This window comes from Prosthecodimorpha staleyi (assembly GCF_018729455.1).
Classification (GTDB): Bacteria; Pseudomonadota; Alphaproteobacteria; order Rhizobiales; family Ancalomicrobiaceae; genus Prosthecodimorpha; species Prosthecodimorpha staleyi.
Genome location: NZ_JAHHZF010000004.1, coordinates 1 through 16,271, shown reverse-complemented (window position 1 = coordinate 16,271; position 16,271 = coordinate 1). Strand labels below are relative to the sequence as shown.

The window sequence follows — 16,271 nt, the reverse complement described above, 5'->3', positions numbered from 1 at the left end:
GCAGAATGCTCCCGATCGAAGCCGGTTGCCCGGAGAGAGCCTTGCTCTCCATCTTCGATTTCACCGCCATCGCGGTCGAGCATGCGCGGAACGCAGATGCCGGACCTTTGTCGTCAAGTGGCCGGACGAGCGGCGGGCCGGATCAGCTGGACGGACCGGTCAGCATGGCGGCGCCCAGGATCGGACCCAGCCCGGAGTCCCGATCGGGCTGGAGCATGATCGCCATGCCGACATCGCGATCCGGCATCAATTCGTGACGGGGCAGTTCCACCGTCATCGCCTGGCCTTTCCACATACCGATCGGCTGCACCTGGCGCACGACATGGCTGTAGACGACCGTCCGACCCTTGTTCTCGCCACGTGCGATCGGTACCGAGCGGCGCAGGTCGTAGGTGACCAGCCAGAGCGTGGCCTTGGTCTCGACACCGGCCACCGAGCCGCCGACCCTGGCGACGACCACATCGCCCTTGATATCGATATCCAGGTCAACCGGCAGGGCATCCATCCGCTCGTGACTGGCCACCGTCCGCTCGATTGCGGCCTGATTGCTGCCGACCACATGTTCGCGGCCATTGACCACCATCTGCGGGGTATAGACCGCCCGATCATGCCGGCCGGCGGCATAGCCGCGCTGGCGCTGCGTATATTCGGGACGCGCGAACGTATCCTTCCAGCCCAGAAAATCCCAGTAGTCGACCGGGAAGGTCAGGGCCAGCAGGCTCTTGTCCTCGACGATCTGGTTCATCAGGGCATCGGCAGGCGGACACGACGAGCAACCCTGGCTGGTGAACAGCTCCAGGACCGCTCGCGGCTTTTCGCCCGCCTCGGCGGGGGTCAAGGCGCAGCTTCCCGCGGCGATGGTCATCGCGATTCCGACGAAGTAACTCACCGCTCCACCGCCTCTGCCTTCCAACCTGTCCCCTGGCTCATACGCCCGCGGCGCTTCAAGTGCGAGTCACGTCGGTGTGACGCTCACCCAAGTTGAGGTGCTTGATGGTGAAAGCCGCGAACGATTCGGACGACCCGAAAAAAAGAGCCGCCGGAGAGGCCCCGGCGGCTCGATGATCTGTATTTCTGCTTTGTTGCTCAGGCCGCGACCAGGCTGCGCAGCACATACTGCAGGATGCCACCGTTCTTGAAGTAGTCGAGCTCGTCGAGCGTATCGATGCGGCAGATCAGATCGACCGAGGTCTTGGAGCCGTCGGCACGCGTGATCTCGGCGGTCAGAATCTGGCGCGGCTTGAGGCCGGCCTCCAGACCCAGGATGGTCACCGCCTCGTCGCCCTTCAGGCCGAGCGCCTGCCAGCCGTCGCCGTCCTTGAACTGCAGCGGCAGGATGCCCATGCCGACCAGGTTGGAACGGTGGATGCGTTCGAAGGACTGGGCGATGACGGCGCGGACGCCGAGCAGGTTGGTGCCCTTTGCGGCCCAGTCGCGCGACGAGCCGGTGCCGTATTCCTTGCCGGCGAAGACCACCAGCGGCACGCCCTCGCTCTTGTACTGCATAGCGGCCGTGTAGATCGGAAGCTCCTTGCCGGACGGATAGTGGATCGTGTTGCCGCCTTCCTTGCCGCCGAGCATCTGGTTCTTGATGCGGATATTGGCGAAGGTACCGCGCATCATGACTTCGTGGTTGCCGCGGCGGGTACCGTACTGGTTGAAGTCCTGCGGGCGGACCTGATGGTCGCGCAGATACTCGCCGGCCGGGCTCGCTGCCTTGATCGAACCGGCGGGCGAGATGTGGTCGGTGGTGATGGAGTCGAGGAACAGGCCGAGCACCCGGGCCGAGCGGATGTCGGTAACCGGCGCCGGGGTCGCCGACATGCCGGCGAAGTAGGGTGGGTTCTGCACGTAGGTCGAGGTCGACTGCCAGGAATAGGTCAGACCCTTGGTGATCTCGATGCCCTGCCAGCGCGCGTCGCCCTCGAAGACCGAGGCGTATTTCGAGGCGAACACATCACGGGTGATGTACTGCGCGATGACCGCGTCGATCTCCTCCTTGGTCGGCCAGATGTCCTTCAGATAGACCGGCGTGCCGTCGGCCGTGGTGGCGATCGGATCGTTGGCGAGGTCGATCTGCATGGAGCCGGCGATGGCATAGGCCACGACCAGGGGCGGGGAGGCGAGGTAGTTGGCCTTCACGTCCGGATTGACGCGGCCCTCGAAGTTGCGATTGCCCGAGAGCACCGCCGCGGCGACCAGGTCGGCCGCGTTGATCGCCTCCGAGATCGGCTCGTCGAGCGGGCCGGAATTGCCGATGCAGGTGGCGCAGCCGAAGCCGACCACGTTGAAGCCGAGCGCGTCCAGGTCGGTCTGCAGGCCCGACTTGTTGAAGTAGTCGGCGACCACCTGGCTTCCGGGCGCCAGCGAGGTCTTGACCCAGGGCTTGGCCTTCAGGCCGAGCGCATTCGCCTTGCGGGCGACCAGGCCGGCGCCGATCATCACGCTCGGATTGGAGGTGTTGGTGCAGGACGTGATCGCGGCGATCACCACGTCGCCATGGCCGACGGTGAAGTCGCGCCCGGCGACCGGCACGCGCTTGTCGATCTCGCCGGGCTTCTTGAACTCGCCCTCGAGCGAGGCGGCGAAGCCGGCCTTGACGTTCTTGAGCACGACGCGGTCCTGCGGACGCTTCGGGCCGGCCAGCGACGGCTCGACGGTCGACAGGTCGAGTTCGAGCGTGTCGGTGAAGACCGGGTCCGGCGTGGCGTCGGTGCGGAACATGCCCTGGGCCTTGGAATAGGCCTCGACCAGGGCGATCCGGTCGGTCGCGCGCGCAGAGGTGGTCAGATAGGCGAGGGTTTCGTCGTCGACCGGGAAGAAGCCGCAGGTGGCGCCGTATTCCGGCGCCATGTTGGCGATGGTGGCGCGGTCGGCCAGCGACATGGAGGCGAGGCCCGGGCCGAAGAATTCGACGAACTTGCCGACCACGCCCTTCTTGCGCAGCATCTGGGTGACGGTCAGCACCACGTCGGTGGCGGTGATGCCGGGCGCCGCCTTGCCGATCAGCTTGAAGCCGATCACCTCGGGGATCAGCATGGAGATCGGCTGGCCGAGCATGGCCGCCTCGGCCTCGATGCCGCCGACGCCCCAGCCGAGCACGCCGAGACCGTTGATCATGGTGGTGTGGCTGTCGGTGCCGACCAGCGTGTCCGGATAGGCGTAGGTGACGCCGTCCTCGGTCTTGGTCCAGACGGTCTGGGCCAGATATTCGAGGTTGACCTGATGGCAGATGCCGGTGCCGGGCGGCACGACACGGAAATTCTCGAAGGCGTTCTGGCCCCAGCGCAGGAAGCGGTAGCGCTCCTGGTTCTGCTCGTATTCGCGCTCGACGTTGCGCTGGAGCGCGGTTGCGTTGCCGTAGAAGTCGACCACGAAGGAATGGTCGATGACCAGATCGACAGGGATCAGCGGGTTGATCTTCTCCGGATCGCCGCCGAGCGCCTTCATGGCGTCGCGCATCGCGGCGAGGTCGACCACCGCCGGCACGCCGGTGAAGTCCTGCATCAGCACGCGGGCGGGACGGTAGGCGATCTCGCGCTCGGCCTTGCCGCGATTGACCAACCATTCGGCGACCGACTTCACGTCGTCGGCCGTGACCGAGCGGCCGTCCTCGAAGCGCAGCAGGTTCTCGAGCAGCACCTTCATCGAGAAGGGCAGGGCCGAGACGCCGGCAAGGCCGTTCTTCTCCGCCTCGACGAGGCTGTAATAGGTGTAGGACTTGCCACCGACCTCGAGGGTCTTGGCAGACTTGAAGCTGTCGAGGGATGTGGTCACGGCGGCCTTCCTTCACGGCTGGAGACGGGGACCCCTGGTCGGGCTTGTCGTCGCGGTGCGCCTGCCGGCGTTTTGCGATGCACCTGCGGTATCCTGCGAGGACACCGGCGGCCGCGACGGACCGTCTCGGGAAAAACCCGGAGCCCGCGGCCAGTCGCCGCGGGTTGCGCGCCTTGTAGCCAATTTCGTAAGACGAGGCCAGTCAGACGAGAGTCGCGTGGGTCAACGGGCTGCAGCTTTTTTGTGCGGCGCAGCGGGTGGCGCTCCAACCGGATCGGAATCAGCCGAAATGCCTGCCTTTCCGCCACTTCGGCTCGATGCGCGAGGGCTTGCCTGCCAGCGCGGCGGGCGGCTCGTCTTCCACGATCTCGCCTTTTCCGTTTCGGGCGGTGAGGCGCTCGTCGTCACCGGCCCAAACGGCGCCGGCAAGTCGACGCTTTTGCGGGTGATCGCCGGCCTGGTCGCGGCGAGCGAGGGCAGGATCGCGCTGGAGGGGGGCGATGCGGACCTTTCGATCGCCCAGCAGGCGCATTATTTCGGTCATGCCGATGCCCTCAAGCCGGCCTTGACGGTCGAGGAAAATCTCGGCTTCTGGCGCGGCTTCTTCGGCCGGCGGGCGGCGAGCGCGGATGCGGCGCTGGAGGCGGTCGGGATTGGCCATCTGGCCGGCCTGCCCGCCGCCTATCTCTCCGCCGGTCAGCGCCGGCGGCTGTCGCTCGCTCGGCTCCTGGTCTCGAACCGCCCGATCTGGCTGCTCGACGAGCCGACCTCGGCGCTCGACGCCGCCTCCGAAGCCCGCTTCACGGCGATCGTTGCCGGCCATCAGCAGGCCGGCGGCATCGTCGTCGCCGCCACCCACCAGCCGCTGCTGTTCTCCGCCGTCCGGTCGCTCGTCCTGGCGCCGGCCGGCATGGCCGAGGAGATCGCCGGATGAGCCCGATCGGTGCGCTGTTCATCCGCGAGCTGCGGCTCGCCACCCGGGTCGGCGGTGGCGCCCTGATGGGCGCGCTGTTCTTCCTGATCGTCGTCACCGTCTACCCGTTCGGGGTCGGGCCGGACCTGAACCTGCTCGCCCGGATCGGCCCGGCCATCCTGTGGATCGGCGCCCTGCTGGCAACCCTGCTCTCGCTCGACCGGCTGTTCCAGGCCGACCGCGACGACGGTACGCTCGACCTGATCCTGATGGGCGAGGAGCCGCTGGAACTGGTCGTGCTGATCAAATGCGCCGCCCATTGGGTCGCCACCGGCCTGCCGCTGGTGTTGATCTCGCCGCTCCTGGCGGTGTTCATGAACATGGAGCCGATCGCGATCGGCTCGACCATGCTGACGCTTGCGGTCGGCACGCCGGCGCTGACCTTCATCGGGGCGATCGGGGCGGGGCTGACGGTGACGCTGCGCCGCGGCGGGCTACTGCTCGCCATCCTGGTCCTGCCGCTGACGGTGCCGATCCTGATCTTCGGCGTCGCCGCCGCCAACGCACCCGTCCTGCAGCCGGCCCCGTTCCTGACGCCGTTCCTGCTTCTCTCGGCGCTGACGCTGTTTTCCGCCGTGATCGGCCCGATCGCCGCCGCCGCGGCGCTGCGGTTCACGAGCGACTGACCGATGCCGTCGGTACCGTCCTTTCTGCCGCAACCCCGTCGAGGCGGAGCAGCGTCGTGAAGGTTCTGATCGGCACGAACCATCTCGCCGATATCGCCGGCTCCGAAATGGTCGCCTTCGAGTTCACGCGCCATTTCCGCCGGTCTGGCGCGGATGTGACGGTCTTCGCCAACCACGCCGACGATCCGATGGCCGGCCTGTTCCGCGCGCAACTTGGGCTCGCGATCGAGACCCGTCCCGAGCGGACCGATCCGCTGGCCTTCGACCTCGTCTATTTTCAGCATCAGGTGGCGGGACTGTTCGACTACCGGATCGGGTCGGAGACCACGGCGCGCACCGCCATCCTGTTCGGGCGGCTGTCGCGACACAGCTTCATGGAAAGCGGCGGCTGGGCTTTCGATGCCGCGTTGGGCGACCTGTCGCTGGCCAATTCGGACTTGACCGCGGAGCGCCTGCGGGAGACCGGCGTCCGGCATCCGATCGCTGTCTTCTACAACGCCGCTCCCGCGGCCTTCGCCGCGCCGCCGCGGCCCCGGCCCGATCGGCCGCGCCGCATCCTCTGCGTCTCCAACCATCGCGACCCGGACCTTCTGGCGATGCTGGCGCGCCTCGGCCGCGTGTCGGACCTGACCCATCTCGGCCGCTTCGGCGACATGGTGCGGATGGTGGAGCCCGCCGACATTCATGGGGCCGATCTGGTCGTCTCGATCGGCAAGACCATTCCGTATGGGCTGATCGCCCATACGCCGGTCTATGTCTACGACCATTTCGGCGGCCCCGGCTACCTGACGCCTGAGAACCGGGACCGGGCGGCCCGGTACAATTTCTCGGGGCGCTGCACGGAGCGGCGCCTGACGCCGGACGCGGTGGTCGAGGAGATTATGAGCCGCTATGCCGACGGCGTTCGCTTCGCGGCGACCACCGACGAGGATTTTCTCGATCGCTACCGACTGGAGCCGCATCTCGATCGATGGATGCAGCTTGCCGGAACGTCCAACGCGGATCGGGTGGCGCGTCTCGCCGCCGATCATGGGCGGCTTGAGATCGAGCGCCAATTGGCGGCCCATGTGCGCAAGTCGTATCGTCAACTGAAGCGGGCAGAGGCGTCGGCCAAAACCCGCTGACTGGTGGCGCCGGTCAGCGCTCGAGCCCGGCGATCGCCTTGGCGAAATCGGCGGCGTCGAAGGGTTCCAAATCGTCGATGCCCTCGCCGACGCCGATATAGTGGATCGGCAGTTTGAACTTCGCCGCGATGGCGACCAGGATGCCGCCGCGGGCGGTCCCGTCCAGCTTGGTCATGACCAAGCCGGTGACGCCCGCCACCCGGCCGAAGATCTCGACCTGATTGAGCGCATTCTGGCCCGTGGTCGCGTCGAGGGTCAGCAGCACCGAATGCGGCGCCTCCGGGTCCTGCTTCTTGAGGACGCGGACGATCTTCTCCAACTCGGCCATCAGCTCGGCCTTGTTTTGCAGGCGACCGGCGGTGTCGATGATCAGGACATCGCGGCCCTCGTCGCGGGCCTGCTTCAAGGCATCGAAGGCGAGGCCGGCCGCATCCGCCCCGGGCTCGCGGGCGATCACGGGCGCACCGACGCGGCCGCCCCAGATGCGCAGCTGGTCGATTGCCGCCGCGCGGAACGTATCGCCGGCGCAGAGGATCACGGACCGGCCGGCGCGGGTCAGCTCCGCGGACAGCTTGCCGATCGTGGTCGTCTTGCCGGTGCCGTTGACGCCGACGACCAGCACGACATGCGGTTTCTTCGCCGGGTCGATGGTCAGCGGCACCGCATGCGGCGCCAGCACCTTCTCGACCTCGGCGGCCAGCACCGCACGGACCTCCTCGTCGGAGATCTCCTTGTCGAAGCGGTCCCGGCGCAGGGTCTCGGTGATCCGCATCGCCGTATCGAGGCCGAGATCGGCCTGGATCAGCACGTCCTCGAGCTCTTCGAGCGTGGCCGCATCGAGCTTGCGCTTGGTGAAGATCGCCGTGATGCCGGTGGTCAGCGACGACGAGGTGCGCGCCAGCCCCGATTTGAGCTTCGACCACCAGGACGGCTTCGGCCCGTCGGCAACGGCCGCCGGCTCCGGGGCCGCGGGGGAGGGGGCGGATGCTTGCTCGATCGCAACGGGGACCGGCGCCGCTTCCGTGGGGGCGGGTTCGATCGGCGCGGTCGGGGCCGCCACCGGCTCGGGGCCGCCGCCGAACATGCGCTTCCAGAAGCCGGGCTTCGCCTTGTCGTCACTCATGGTGCCCCGAACTCCCCGGCCTCGATCGATTGCGCGGCCCCGCTCATGCCGCCTCGGCCAGCGTCGCCGTCAGGGCCCGGACGGTATGGCCGGTGATCCGGGCGGTCAGGATGGTGCCGGGCCGCACGGGGCCGGATGCGGGCGGGGCCGCGATCTCGCACAGAGTGAAGTGCTCGGTCCGCCCGATCCCGTCCTTCTCGACCAGGATCTGGCGCAGGCGGCCGATCTCGGCGTCGAAATGGGCGGCGAGCGCCGCCTCGCCGGCCTCGCGCAGGCGCTGCGCGCGGGCCTTGATGGTCGCCCGGTCGAGCTGCGGCATGCGCGCGGCGGGCGTGCCCGGGCGCGGCGAGAACGGGAAGACATGCAGATGCGTCAGCCCGCAATCGGCGACGAGCTTCAGCGAATTCTCGAACATCGCCTCGGTCTCGGTCGGGAAGCCGGCGATCAGGTCGGCGCCGAAGACCACGTCCGGGCGCCGCGCACGCACGTCCGCGCAGAAGCGGATCGCGTCGTCGCGCAGATGCCGGCGCTTCATGCGCTTCAGGATCATGTCGTCGCCGGCCTGGAGCGACAGGTGGAAATGCGGCATCAGCCGCGCCTCCGCGCCGATCAGGTCGATCAGCGCCGGGTCGGCCTCGACCGAATCAATCGAGGAGATGCGCAGGCGCTGCAAGTCCGGCACATGCCGCAAAAGGCTGCCGACCAGGTCGCCGAGCTTTGGCGTGCCGGGCAGATCCTGGCCCCAGGAGGTGATATCGACCCCCGTCAGCACGATCTCGGCATAGCCGTTGCCGGTCAGCCGCCGAACCTGCTCGACCACCGCGCCGGCCGGCACGGAACGCGAATTGCCGCGGCCATAGGGGATGATGCAGAAGGTGCAGCGGTGGTCGCAGCCGTTCTGGACCTGCACGAAGGCGCGGGTGCGGCCCTCCAGGCCCTCGATCATGTGGCCTGCGGTCTCGCGCACCGAGAAGATGTCGTTGACGCGCACCTTCTCGGTCGCCTCGATGCCGAAATCCTTCAGGCCGCGCCAGCTCGCCGCCTCGAGCTTGGCGTCGTTGCCGAGGACGAGATCGACCTCCTCCATGCCGGCGAAGGTGTCGGGTTCGACCTGGGCGGCGCAGCCGGTGACCACGATGCGGGCGGCCGGATTGTCCCGGCGCGCGCGCCGGATCGCCTGGCGCGCCTGACGGACGGCCTCGCCGGTCACCGCGCAGGTGTTGACCACGACGAGATCGCTCAGACCCGCCGCTTCCGCCTCGCGCCGGATGGTCTCGGATTCGACCGTGTTCAGCCGGCAGCCGAAGGTCAGGACGTCGATCGTCACTCCGCCGCTCCCCGGACCGAGGCGGGCGGATCGAGGGTGACGGCGAGCGTGTCGCGGTCGATCGTGCCGGTGAAGTCGGTCTCGACCGGCCCGGTCATCATCACGTGGTTGTCGCTCTCGCGCCAGGTGATGACCAGATCGCCGCCCGGCAGGGTCACGCGCACGCGCCGGCCGGTGCGCCGGGTCCGCGCCGCCGCCACCGCCGCCGCGCAGGCGCCGGTGCCGCAGGCGCGCGTCAATCCCGCGCCGCGCTCCCAGACCTTCAGGATCAGCGAGTCCGGGCCGGTCACCTGGGCGAGCGAGATGTTGGCGCGCTCGGGGAAGATCGGGTGATGTTCGAGCATCGGCCCGAGCTTCGCCAGATCGTAGGCCTCCACGTCGTCGACCCAGAAGATCGCGTGCGGGTTGCCCATGTTGACGACCGCCGGCGAATGCAGGATCGGCGCATCGATCGGCCCGATCTGCAGTTCGATCGCGCGGGTGTCGCGGAACTCCTCGGCGAGCGGGATGTCGCGCCAGTCGAACTTCGGCTCGCCCATGTCGACGGTGATCAGTTCCGGCTCGCCCGCATCGGAGGCATAGAGCAGCCCGGCGCGGGTCTCGATGCTCGCCGCCGCGCTGCCCTTCTCCTGCATCAGGAGCCAGCCGACGCAGCGCGTGGCGTTGCCGCAGGCCGAGACCTCGGAGCTGTCGGCATTGTGGATGCGCATGAAGGCATCGGCACCGGCGCCCGACGGCTCCAGGGTGATCATCTGATCGAAGCCGATCCCGGTCTTGCGGTCGGCGAGGCGCAGGATCTCGTCCGCGGTCAGGCGCACGGGGTCGCGCCGCGCGTCGAACACGAGGAAATCGTTGCCGAGGCCGTTCATCTTGCGAAAGCGGAAGGTCGCGGACATGCGCGCCGGGTCCTGATGCTCTTGAGATCACCGTCTATATGGCGAAAGATGCCCCGGATTGCCAGCCGGAAAGCCTGAAAGCGCCGATCATGCCGGTCCCCGACGCCAAGCCCTACCACGCGCCGCAGGCGCCGTCCGACTGGGCGGCCCGTTTCCTGCCGGCGGTCCGGCCGGGCGGCACCGTGCTCGACCTCGCCTGCGGGACCGGCCGGCATGTCCGTCTGGCGCGCAGCCTCGGCCTCGCCGTGGTGGCGGTCGATCGCGATCCGACCGGTCTGGCGGCCTTTGCCGACGACGCCGGTGTCGAAACCGTGATCGCCGACATCGAGGCCGGTCCCTGGCCTCTCGGTGATCGCCGGTTTGAAGCGGTGCTGGTCACCAACTATCTCTGGCGGCCGCTGTTCCCGGCGATCGTGGCGGCCGTCGCCGCGGACGGAATGCTGATCTACGAGACCTTCGCCCGCGGCCAAGAGCGGCACGGCCGCCCGCAGCGGACGGAATTCCATCTGCAACCGAACGAGTTGCTGGCCCCGGTCCTCGCCGCCGGGCTGATCGTGGTCGCCTACGAGCAGGGCGAACTGGCCGGCCGCTTCTGTTCCGGCGGTGGCGCCAAGATCGTGCAACGGATTGCGGCCGTCGGACCCGACCATCCGGCCGCGCTGGCCAAGCCCCTCGCTCTCGTGCCAAATCGCGGTTGACGCAGGGACGTGCGGCGGCCTCTGAGTGAGGCGTGCGGCCGATGTCTTCGAATCGTCCACGATCCGGTCTAGGCTCAAGGATCGGGACCGAGCTGCCCGAGGGAGATGATCATGGTTCGTCCGTTCCGCGCCGTATCGGCTGTCGCCGTGGCGATCGCGCTGTCCGTCGGTGGTTCGGCCGTCGCACAAACGACGACGGATACGCCGCCTCCTTCCGGGCAATCCACGCCGGCGCCGACCCCGCCGCCCGCCGCGACGCCGGAAACGAGCAAGGAAATGCAGTCGCCGGCCGATGTCGGCAAGGCCGATGCGCATGGCGACATCACCCTGGCGCCGCCGGAATCCGTGACGCTGACGGCCCGGCCCGTGCTGTTCGTCACCGGCAAGTCGACCTGGGACGATGCCGAGGAGGGGATCGGCAATGCCGTCAACGCGATCTTCGCCGCCATCGCCAAGGGCAACCTGAAGGCCGCCGGATCGGCCATGATCGAGTATCTCGATTCCGGCGACGAGGAATTCCAGTTCAAGGCCATGGTGCCGATCGAGGCCGCGCCCGCCAAGGCGCCCGGCAAGGACGTGAAGGTCGGCCAGAGCCCGGCCGGCCCGGCCCTGAAATTCGTCCACCAGGGCGCCTTCGAGGATCTCGAGGAGGTCTACAACCGCATCGACGATTTCCTGGTCGCCAAGAGCCTGAACATGAAGAAGGTCTACGAGGAATACGTGACCGATCCGACCGTCACGGCGCCCGAGAAGATGATCACCAACATCTACGTGGTCACCGAATAGGCCTGCCGTCGATCGTGCGGGACCCGCCGATCGACGCGGCGTCGGACCGGGCCATGCCGGCTCCTCGCGTCGGGCATCCGCCGCCGGGCCCTGTCCTGCGGCCTGGCCCAAAGCCAGTCGTTCCGGCATTTTCCGCCCCGTCACGCCCAGCCGCATCGCACCGTCGTTTCCAGCCTTGCCAGCCGCGCACTTTGCGTCTATCTAGCCGCACCGGTCGCCGCAGTAGCTCAGCTGGTAGAGCACGTCATTCGTAATGATGGGGTCGGGGGTTCGAGTCCCTTCTGCGGCACCAGTTTTCCCTTTGTCCAGCCTCGACACATGGGGAACGGTTTGTACCGGTAGCAGGGGCTGACCCCGTGCGACGTACCGTCAATCCGTGCGGGATCGACCGGTTTCCGGCAGCGGTCATCCCTCCGTAGAAAAACGTTCACGCAGGCTTCAGGCAGGTTTCGCGATTGTTGCATCCAACGCAACATCGAGGGGCCCCCATGACCCGCGCCGCCGCCACGCTTCTCCTGCCTGCCCTGCTTTCCGCCGCCTTGCCGGTCGTCGCGACGCCCGCCGCGGCGCAGCCGCAGGGCACCGACACCATGCTGATCCTCGACGCCTCCGGCTCGATGTGGGGGCTGGTCGACGGCCGGACCAAGATCGCCGGCGCGCGCACCGCGGTCGGCACCATTCTCGGCCAGTTCAAGCCCGGCGACCGCGTCGGCCTGATGGTCTACGGCCATCGCAGCAAGGGCGAGTGCCGCGACATCGAGACCGTCGTGCCGCTGTCGCCGCTCGATCCCGATCGGATCCGCGCCGCTGTCGCCGGAGTCGAGCCGAAGGGCCGCACCCCGATCGCCGACAGCCTGCGTCAGGCCGCGGCCGCGCTGAAGGGCGGCGAGGCCCGCGCCAACGTCATCCTGGTGTCCGACGGCCTGGAGACCTGCAATGCCGACCCCTGTGCGGTCGCGGCCGAACTGAAGCGCGCCGATATCGGGTTGGTCGCCCATGTCATCGGCTTCGACGTGGCCGACCCGGTCGCCAAGCGGCAGCTCGCCTGCATCGCAGGGGCGACCGGCGGGGTCTATCTCGACGCCGCCAATGCCGACGGCCTCGCCACCGCCCTGACGCGCGCCGTCGCCGCGACCCGTGCGCCGGCCGCCGCGCCGAAGCCGGCCCCGACCGTCCAGGCCGAGCCCGACCCGCTGGCAGCCAACAACCTGCGCGCCATCGCCCGCCTCGCCGTAGGCTCCGACCCGGTCACCGATTCCGGGCTGGCCTGGGCCCTGCACGCCAAATCGGGCGCCGAAGCCGGCGCCTGGCTGTCGACCGACTATGGCGCGCGGCTGGCGCGCGGCCAGGAGCCGGGCGACTACGTTCTGCGCGTCACGCTCGGCGCCGTCACCCGCGACCTGCCCGTGACCGTCCGGCGCGACGGCATCACCGACGTCGATGTCGTGCTCGATGCCGGCACGGTCACCAGCGAGGGCCGCATCGTCGGCTCCGGCGCCAAGGCCGAGGGCGTCGCCTGGGAAGTGCGCGATTCGGCCGGCCAGTGGATCGCCACGCAATACGATGCCGTCCCGCGCTTCGTGCTGCCGGCCGGCGCCTATGAAATGACGCTGACCAAGGGTTCGGCATCGGCCAAGAAGGCCTTCGCGCTGGCCGCCGGCGACAGCATCAATCTCGGGCTCGCCCTCGATTCCAGCCGCCTGACGGTCGATGCCGTCTTCGCCGCCGACGAGCCGGTCGAGACCGGGCTGGTGGTCGAGGTGCGGGAGCCGCGGCGCGAGGCGACGGCGCCCGGCCGCTGGATCGCGACCCAGTACGACACCCTGTCGGCCTTCGATCTGCCGTCCGGCACCTACGAGGTGATCGCCCGGGCGGGCCTCGCCGAGAAGAGCCGGATCGTCGAAATCGGCGCCGGCGAGCCGATCAAGGTCACCTTCGATCTCCAAGCCGGCTTCGCGGCCCTGACCGCCTCCGGTGCGTCCAAGATCGAGATCGCGGCCGCCCGCAAGTCGATCTCCGGCCAGCGCAAGCTCCTCGACACCGTCTTCGCCGAGACCTTCGAGAAGGCCATGCCGGCCGGCGACTATGTGGCGATCGTGACCCGCGGCACGAACACGAGCGAGGTTCGCTTCACCGTCACTGCCGGCGAGCGGATCGAGCAGTCGCTCGACTGAGCGCGCGCCATCCGGACGCCGGGACGGTGCCGGCCTACGACCGGAGGGCTCCGGCCCGGGCGGACCGCCGGGCGGTGCGAAAAGTCGGTCCGGGTGGGAGACCGACCGGGGCGGAAACCCGATCGGGGCGGACCGCCGGCCCTCGCCAGGCTCGGCATCGTGCCGGCCTGTGGCCAGTCGGGTGCCATGACGGCGTCACCGAAGCCTGCGACCGCTAGAGCCGCTCTTCCGCTTGCCCGTCGCCACGGTTCCGGCGCGATCCTCCCGTGAGATCGTCGCCGGGCGTGCGGAAAGCAACGAGGGAGAACCCCATGTCGAAAGCGCTGGTCTCGAGCCTGGTCGGTCTGATCGCCGCCGGGCCGGCCGTGGCGGCGGAATTCCGGCCCGAAACCGTCAAGCTGTCCTCCGGCGGCCTGGCCGAGATCGCCGGGACGGTTGCGGTCGCCGGGCGGACCGTGATCGAGTTCGACGCCCCGCTCGCCCAGGTCGACGACATCCTGAAGAGCCTCGTCGTCCAGGGCCGCGACCTGCGCATCCTCTCGGTCGATCTGCCCGGCCGCGAACGGCTCGGCGATACCTTCGCAGGGCTGCCCCTGAAGCCGGCCGACCTGGAGAATTCCGTCACGCTGCTCGCCGCTCTCAAGGGGGTTCGCGTCGAGATCCGGCGCAGCGACCGCAATCTGGCCGGCTTGGTGATCGGGGTCGAGGCGGTCGACGGCGGCCAGGCTCAGGGCCGCCGCGCCCGATTGGCGCTGGCGACCGACGACGACGCCATCGAGCATGTCGAGATCGACGAGGCGACCCGGGTGGCGATCGCCGATGATCGGATGCGCGGCGCTCTCAAGGCGGCCCTGAAGGCGGTGGCGGCCGACCGCGCCGCCGACAAGCGGCGCATCGCCGTCACCGTCGAGGCATCCGCCGAGACGCGCGCCCTGGTCACTTATGTGGTCGCCGCACCGGTCTGGAAACCGACCTGGCGCGTCGTGCTGCCGGCGGGGCAGGCGAGCGCGCGGTTCCAGGGCTGGGCCGTGCTGGAGAACCGCACCGGGCTCGACTGGAAGGGCGTCGGGCTGACCCTCTCGTCCGGCACGCCGGTCGCCTTGCGCCAGAATCTCTATGAGAGCGTCAGCGTGCCGCGGCCGGAAAGCCCGCTGCGCGTCGGCCAGCGGCTGCGGCCCGACATGGATCGTGGCGTCGCGGCGCCACGCCCGGTCGCGCCGCCGTCTCCGCTTGCCGGCGGCGTCATGGCCAAGAAGCCGGCCGCCTTTGCCGGTCGGGCCGAGATGGACGCCCGTCCGGCCCTGGCCCTGGCGGCGCCCGCCCCCGCATCGTTGGACCTCGCCGAACCGCCCCCGGTCGCCAGCGGCGTCGACGTGGCGGCGGTCGAGACCCTCGCGGCGGCCAGCTTCGCCCTGCCGGGACCGGTCGATCTGGCCGTCGGCCGGTCGCTGACGCTGCCCTTCTTCGATGGCGCCGCCACGGCGACGCGGGTTTCCGTCTTTCAGGCCGGCGTCAACGACCGGCACCCGATCGCGGCCGTGCGCATCAAGAACGACAGCGCGGTGACGTTGCCGGGCGGCATCGTCACCGTCTACGAGGGGGCGGAGGCGACCCGGTCCGGCGTCGGCTTCGTCGGCGATGCGGAATTCGCCGGTGCGGCACCCGGCGAGGAGCGCACCATGGCCTATGCGCTCGACGCGAAGATCGGCGTGTCCAGTGACGTGAAGGACAGCCGGGCGATGAAGACCGTGAAGGTCGAGAACGGCGTTCTGATCGTCGAGTACGGCCGGCAGAAGCGGACGGTCTATGCCCTGACCGGCGACCCGGCCGGCCCGCGCAGCCTGTCGATCGAGCATGTCGCCAATCCCGGTTGGACCGTGACGACCGATGGCAATCTGGTCGGCCGCGACGGGCGGCGCGCGCGTATCGGCGCCGATCTTGCGGCCGGTGAGAGCCGCAGCGTGACCGTGACCGAGACCATCGTCGACCGGGAACGCTGGTCCATCCTGGAAACGCCCGACGCGGTCGTCGCCGAAGTCGTCTCCAGCGGGGACCGGATCGAGCCGGCCTTGCGTGAGCCGTTGCGCCGCATCGCCCAGGTGCGCCGCGACACCGCGGAGTTCGAGCGCACGATCGAGCGCGTCGACGAGGCGATTGGGCGGATCCGGGAGGACCAGGAGCGGGTGCGCGGCAATCTCGCGGCAGTCGATCGCAACGGCGAACTTGCACGCACCTATCAGGACCGCCTGAAGCGCCAGGAGGCGGAGATGAGCCGGCTCGAAAAGGAACGCGACGCCGCCCAGACCGGCCTGCAGACCCTACGCCAGGACCTCGCCCGACTGGTCCGTCAGCTCGGCGGCTGATCCACGACCGAATTTCCGGCGGATTGCCTCGGGTTCTGCCATGTCCATCGCGATGCAGCGAATTTTTTCAAAAAAAGGGGCTTGCGTGGGTCCGGGGCTTCGCATAGATAACCGCCACCGACGCGGGGCGCACCACTGAGCGCTGCCCCGGTTCTCCTTCGAAGGCGAAACGATCGGCTCCGAGTAAGACGGAGTGGATCGGTTGCCTCCGGGTCCCGGATGGGACGAATACGGAGTTGTCGGTGGGTCCCGCGACGACGTTCGCCGGATAGTTTCAAGCCAGGGCTCCGGTTCTGGCATCGACGAAGGTTTGATCCTTGGTCGCGATCATTGACAAGATGGATCGAAGAAAGAGAAACGTGGACGGCGTGGTCCTTGCGGGGATGCCTGAGAGGGCATCTTGT

At 68.9% G+C, this 16,271-nt stretch carries 12 protein-coding genes and 1 tRNA gene; 8 read left to right on the top strand and 5 right to left on the bottom strand.

Annotated elements, in window-relative coordinates:
* Positions 1-142: 142 nt before the first annotated feature.
* Both KL771_RS08420 and acnA read right to left on the bottom strand, forming a co-directional pair.
* Positions 143-865, bottom strand: a complete 723-nt coding sequence (locus KL771_RS08420) for a DUF1223 domain-containing protein (RefSeq protein WP_261968108.1) — start codon at positions 863-865, stop codon at positions 143-145.
* 221 nt (positions 866-1,086) lie between these two features.
* On the bottom strand, positions 1,087-3,777 hold the full coding sequence (gene acnA, locus KL771_RS08415) for an aconitate hydratase AcnA (RefSeq protein WP_261968107.1): 2,691 nt from the start codon (positions 3,775-3,777) through the stop codon (positions 1,087-1,089).
* Between the two features lie 289 nt (positions 3,778-4,066).
* Here acnA and ccmA point away from each other — a divergent pair, with 289 nt between their 5' ends.
* The 3 genes from ccmA to KL771_RS08400 are packed head-to-tail and all read left to right on the top strand — an operon-like array spanning position 4,067 to position 6,500.
* Positions 4,067-4,711 (top strand): heme ABC exporter ATP-binding protein CcmA, encoded by a 645-nt coding sequence (ccmA, locus tag KL771_RS08410; protein WP_261968106.1) that lies wholly within the window; start codon positions 4,067-4,069, stop codon positions 4,709-4,711.
* Positions 4,712-4,716: 5 nt separating this feature from the next.
* Entirely contained in the window at positions 4,717-5,376 is a 660-nt protein-coding gene (ccmB, locus tag KL771_RS08405; RefSeq protein WP_261968523.1) for a heme exporter protein CcmB, read from the top strand.
* A 56-nt stretch (positions 5,377-5,432) separates the two neighbouring features.
* Complete coding sequence (locus KL771_RS08400; RefSeq protein ID WP_261968105.1) at positions 5,433-6,500, top strand: hypothetical protein; 1,068 nt, start codon at positions 5,433-5,435, stop codon at positions 6,498-6,500.
* 13 nt (positions 6,501-6,513) lie between these two features.
* On the opposite strand, the gene ftsY is transcribed toward KL771_RS08400, so the two are convergent.
* From ftsY to dapF, 3 genes are read right to left on the bottom strand one after another with little or no spacing between them, the layout of a single operon-like run.
* Positions 6,514-7,623, bottom strand: a complete 1,110-nt coding sequence (gene ftsY, locus KL771_RS08395; protein ID WP_261968104.1) for a signal recognition particle-docking protein FtsY — start codon at positions 7,621-7,623, stop codon at positions 6,514-6,516.
* Positions 7,624-7,666: 43 nt separating this feature from the next.
* Positions 7,667-8,950 (bottom strand): tRNA (N(6)-L-threonylcarbamoyladenosine(37)-C(2))-methylthiotransferase MtaB, encoded by a 1,284-nt coding sequence (mtaB, locus tag KL771_RS08390; RefSeq protein WP_261968103.1) that lies wholly within the window; start codon positions 8,948-8,950, stop codon positions 7,667-7,669.
* A complete protein-coding gene (dapF, locus tag KL771_RS08385; RefSeq protein ID WP_261968102.1) occupies positions 8,947-9,846 on the bottom strand; it encodes a diaminopimelate epimerase in 900 nt (299 codons plus the stop codon). The genes mtaB and dapF overlap by 4 nt, the downstream gene beginning before the upstream one ends.
* A 38-nt stretch (positions 9,847-9,884) precedes the next feature.
* Between dapF and KL771_RS08380 the strand changes: the two genes are divergently transcribed.
* From KL771_RS08380 to KL771_RS08360, 5 genes are all read left to right on the top strand, one after another.
* On the top strand, positions 9,885-10,544 hold the full coding sequence (locus tag KL771_RS08380) for a class I SAM-dependent methyltransferase (protein WP_261968101.1): 660 nt from the start codon (positions 9,885-9,887) through the stop codon (positions 10,542-10,544).
* Between the two features lie 111 nt (positions 10,545-10,655).
* A complete protein-coding gene (locus KL771_RS08375) occupies positions 10,656-11,330 on the top strand; it encodes a GyrI-like domain-containing protein (protein ID WP_261968100.1) in 675 nt (224 codons plus the stop codon).
* A gap of 216 nt (positions 11,331-11,546) precedes the next feature.
* Positions 11,547-11,622, top strand: a tRNA-Thr gene (locus KL771_RS08370).
* A 196-nt stretch (positions 11,623-11,818) separates the two neighbouring features.
* Positions 11,819-13,504 carry a vWA domain-containing protein gene (locus KL771_RS08365; protein WP_261968099.1) on the top strand — a complete coding sequence of 562 codons (1,686 nt, stop codon included), beginning with the start codon at positions 11,819-11,821 and terminating at the stop codon, positions 13,502-13,504.
* Positions 13,505-13,815: 311 nt separating this feature from the next.
* Positions 13,816-15,867 carry a DUF4139 domain-containing protein gene (locus KL771_RS08360; RefSeq protein ID WP_261968098.1) on the top strand — a complete coding sequence of 684 codons (2,052 nt, stop codon included), beginning with the start codon at positions 13,816-13,818 and terminating at the stop codon, positions 15,865-15,867.
* Positions 15,868-16,271: the final 404 nt, after the last annotated feature.

What these genes read in the sequence shown, in the direction of transcription:
- KL771_RS08420 (WP_261968108.1), bottom strand. Translation starts at nt 865, where the DNA reads ATGACCATCGCCGCGGGAAGCTGCGCCTTGACCCCCGCCGAGGCGGGC.
- ftsY (WP_261968104.1), bottom strand. Translation starts at nt 7,623, where the DNA reads ATGAGTGACGACAAGGCGAAGCCCGGCTTCTGGAAGCGCATGTTCGGC.
- ccmA (WP_261968106.1), top strand. Translation starts at nt 4,067, where the DNA reads ATGCCTGCCTTTCCGCCACTTCGGCTCGATGCGCGAGGGCTTGCCTGC.
- KL771_RS08365 (WP_261968099.1), top strand. Translation starts at nt 11,819, where the DNA reads ATGACCCGCGCCGCCGCCACGCTTCTCCTGCCTGCCCTGCTTTCCGCC.
- dapF (WP_261968102.1), bottom strand. Translation starts at nt 9,846, where the DNA reads ATGTCCGCGACCTTCCGCTTTCGCAAGATGAACGGCCTCGGCAACGAT.
- KL771_RS08360 (WP_261968098.1), top strand. Translation starts at nt 13,816, where the DNA reads ATGTCGAAAGCGCTGGTCTCGAGCCTGGTCGGTCTGATCGCCGCCGGG.
- KL771_RS08375 (WP_261968100.1), top strand. Translation starts at nt 10,656, where the DNA reads ATGGTTCGTCCGTTCCGCGCCGTATCGGCTGTCGCCGTGGCGATCGCG.
- KL771_RS08380 (WP_261968101.1), top strand. Translation starts at nt 9,885, where the DNA reads ATGGCGAAAGATGCCCCGGATTGCCAGCCGGAAAGCCTGAAAGCGCCG.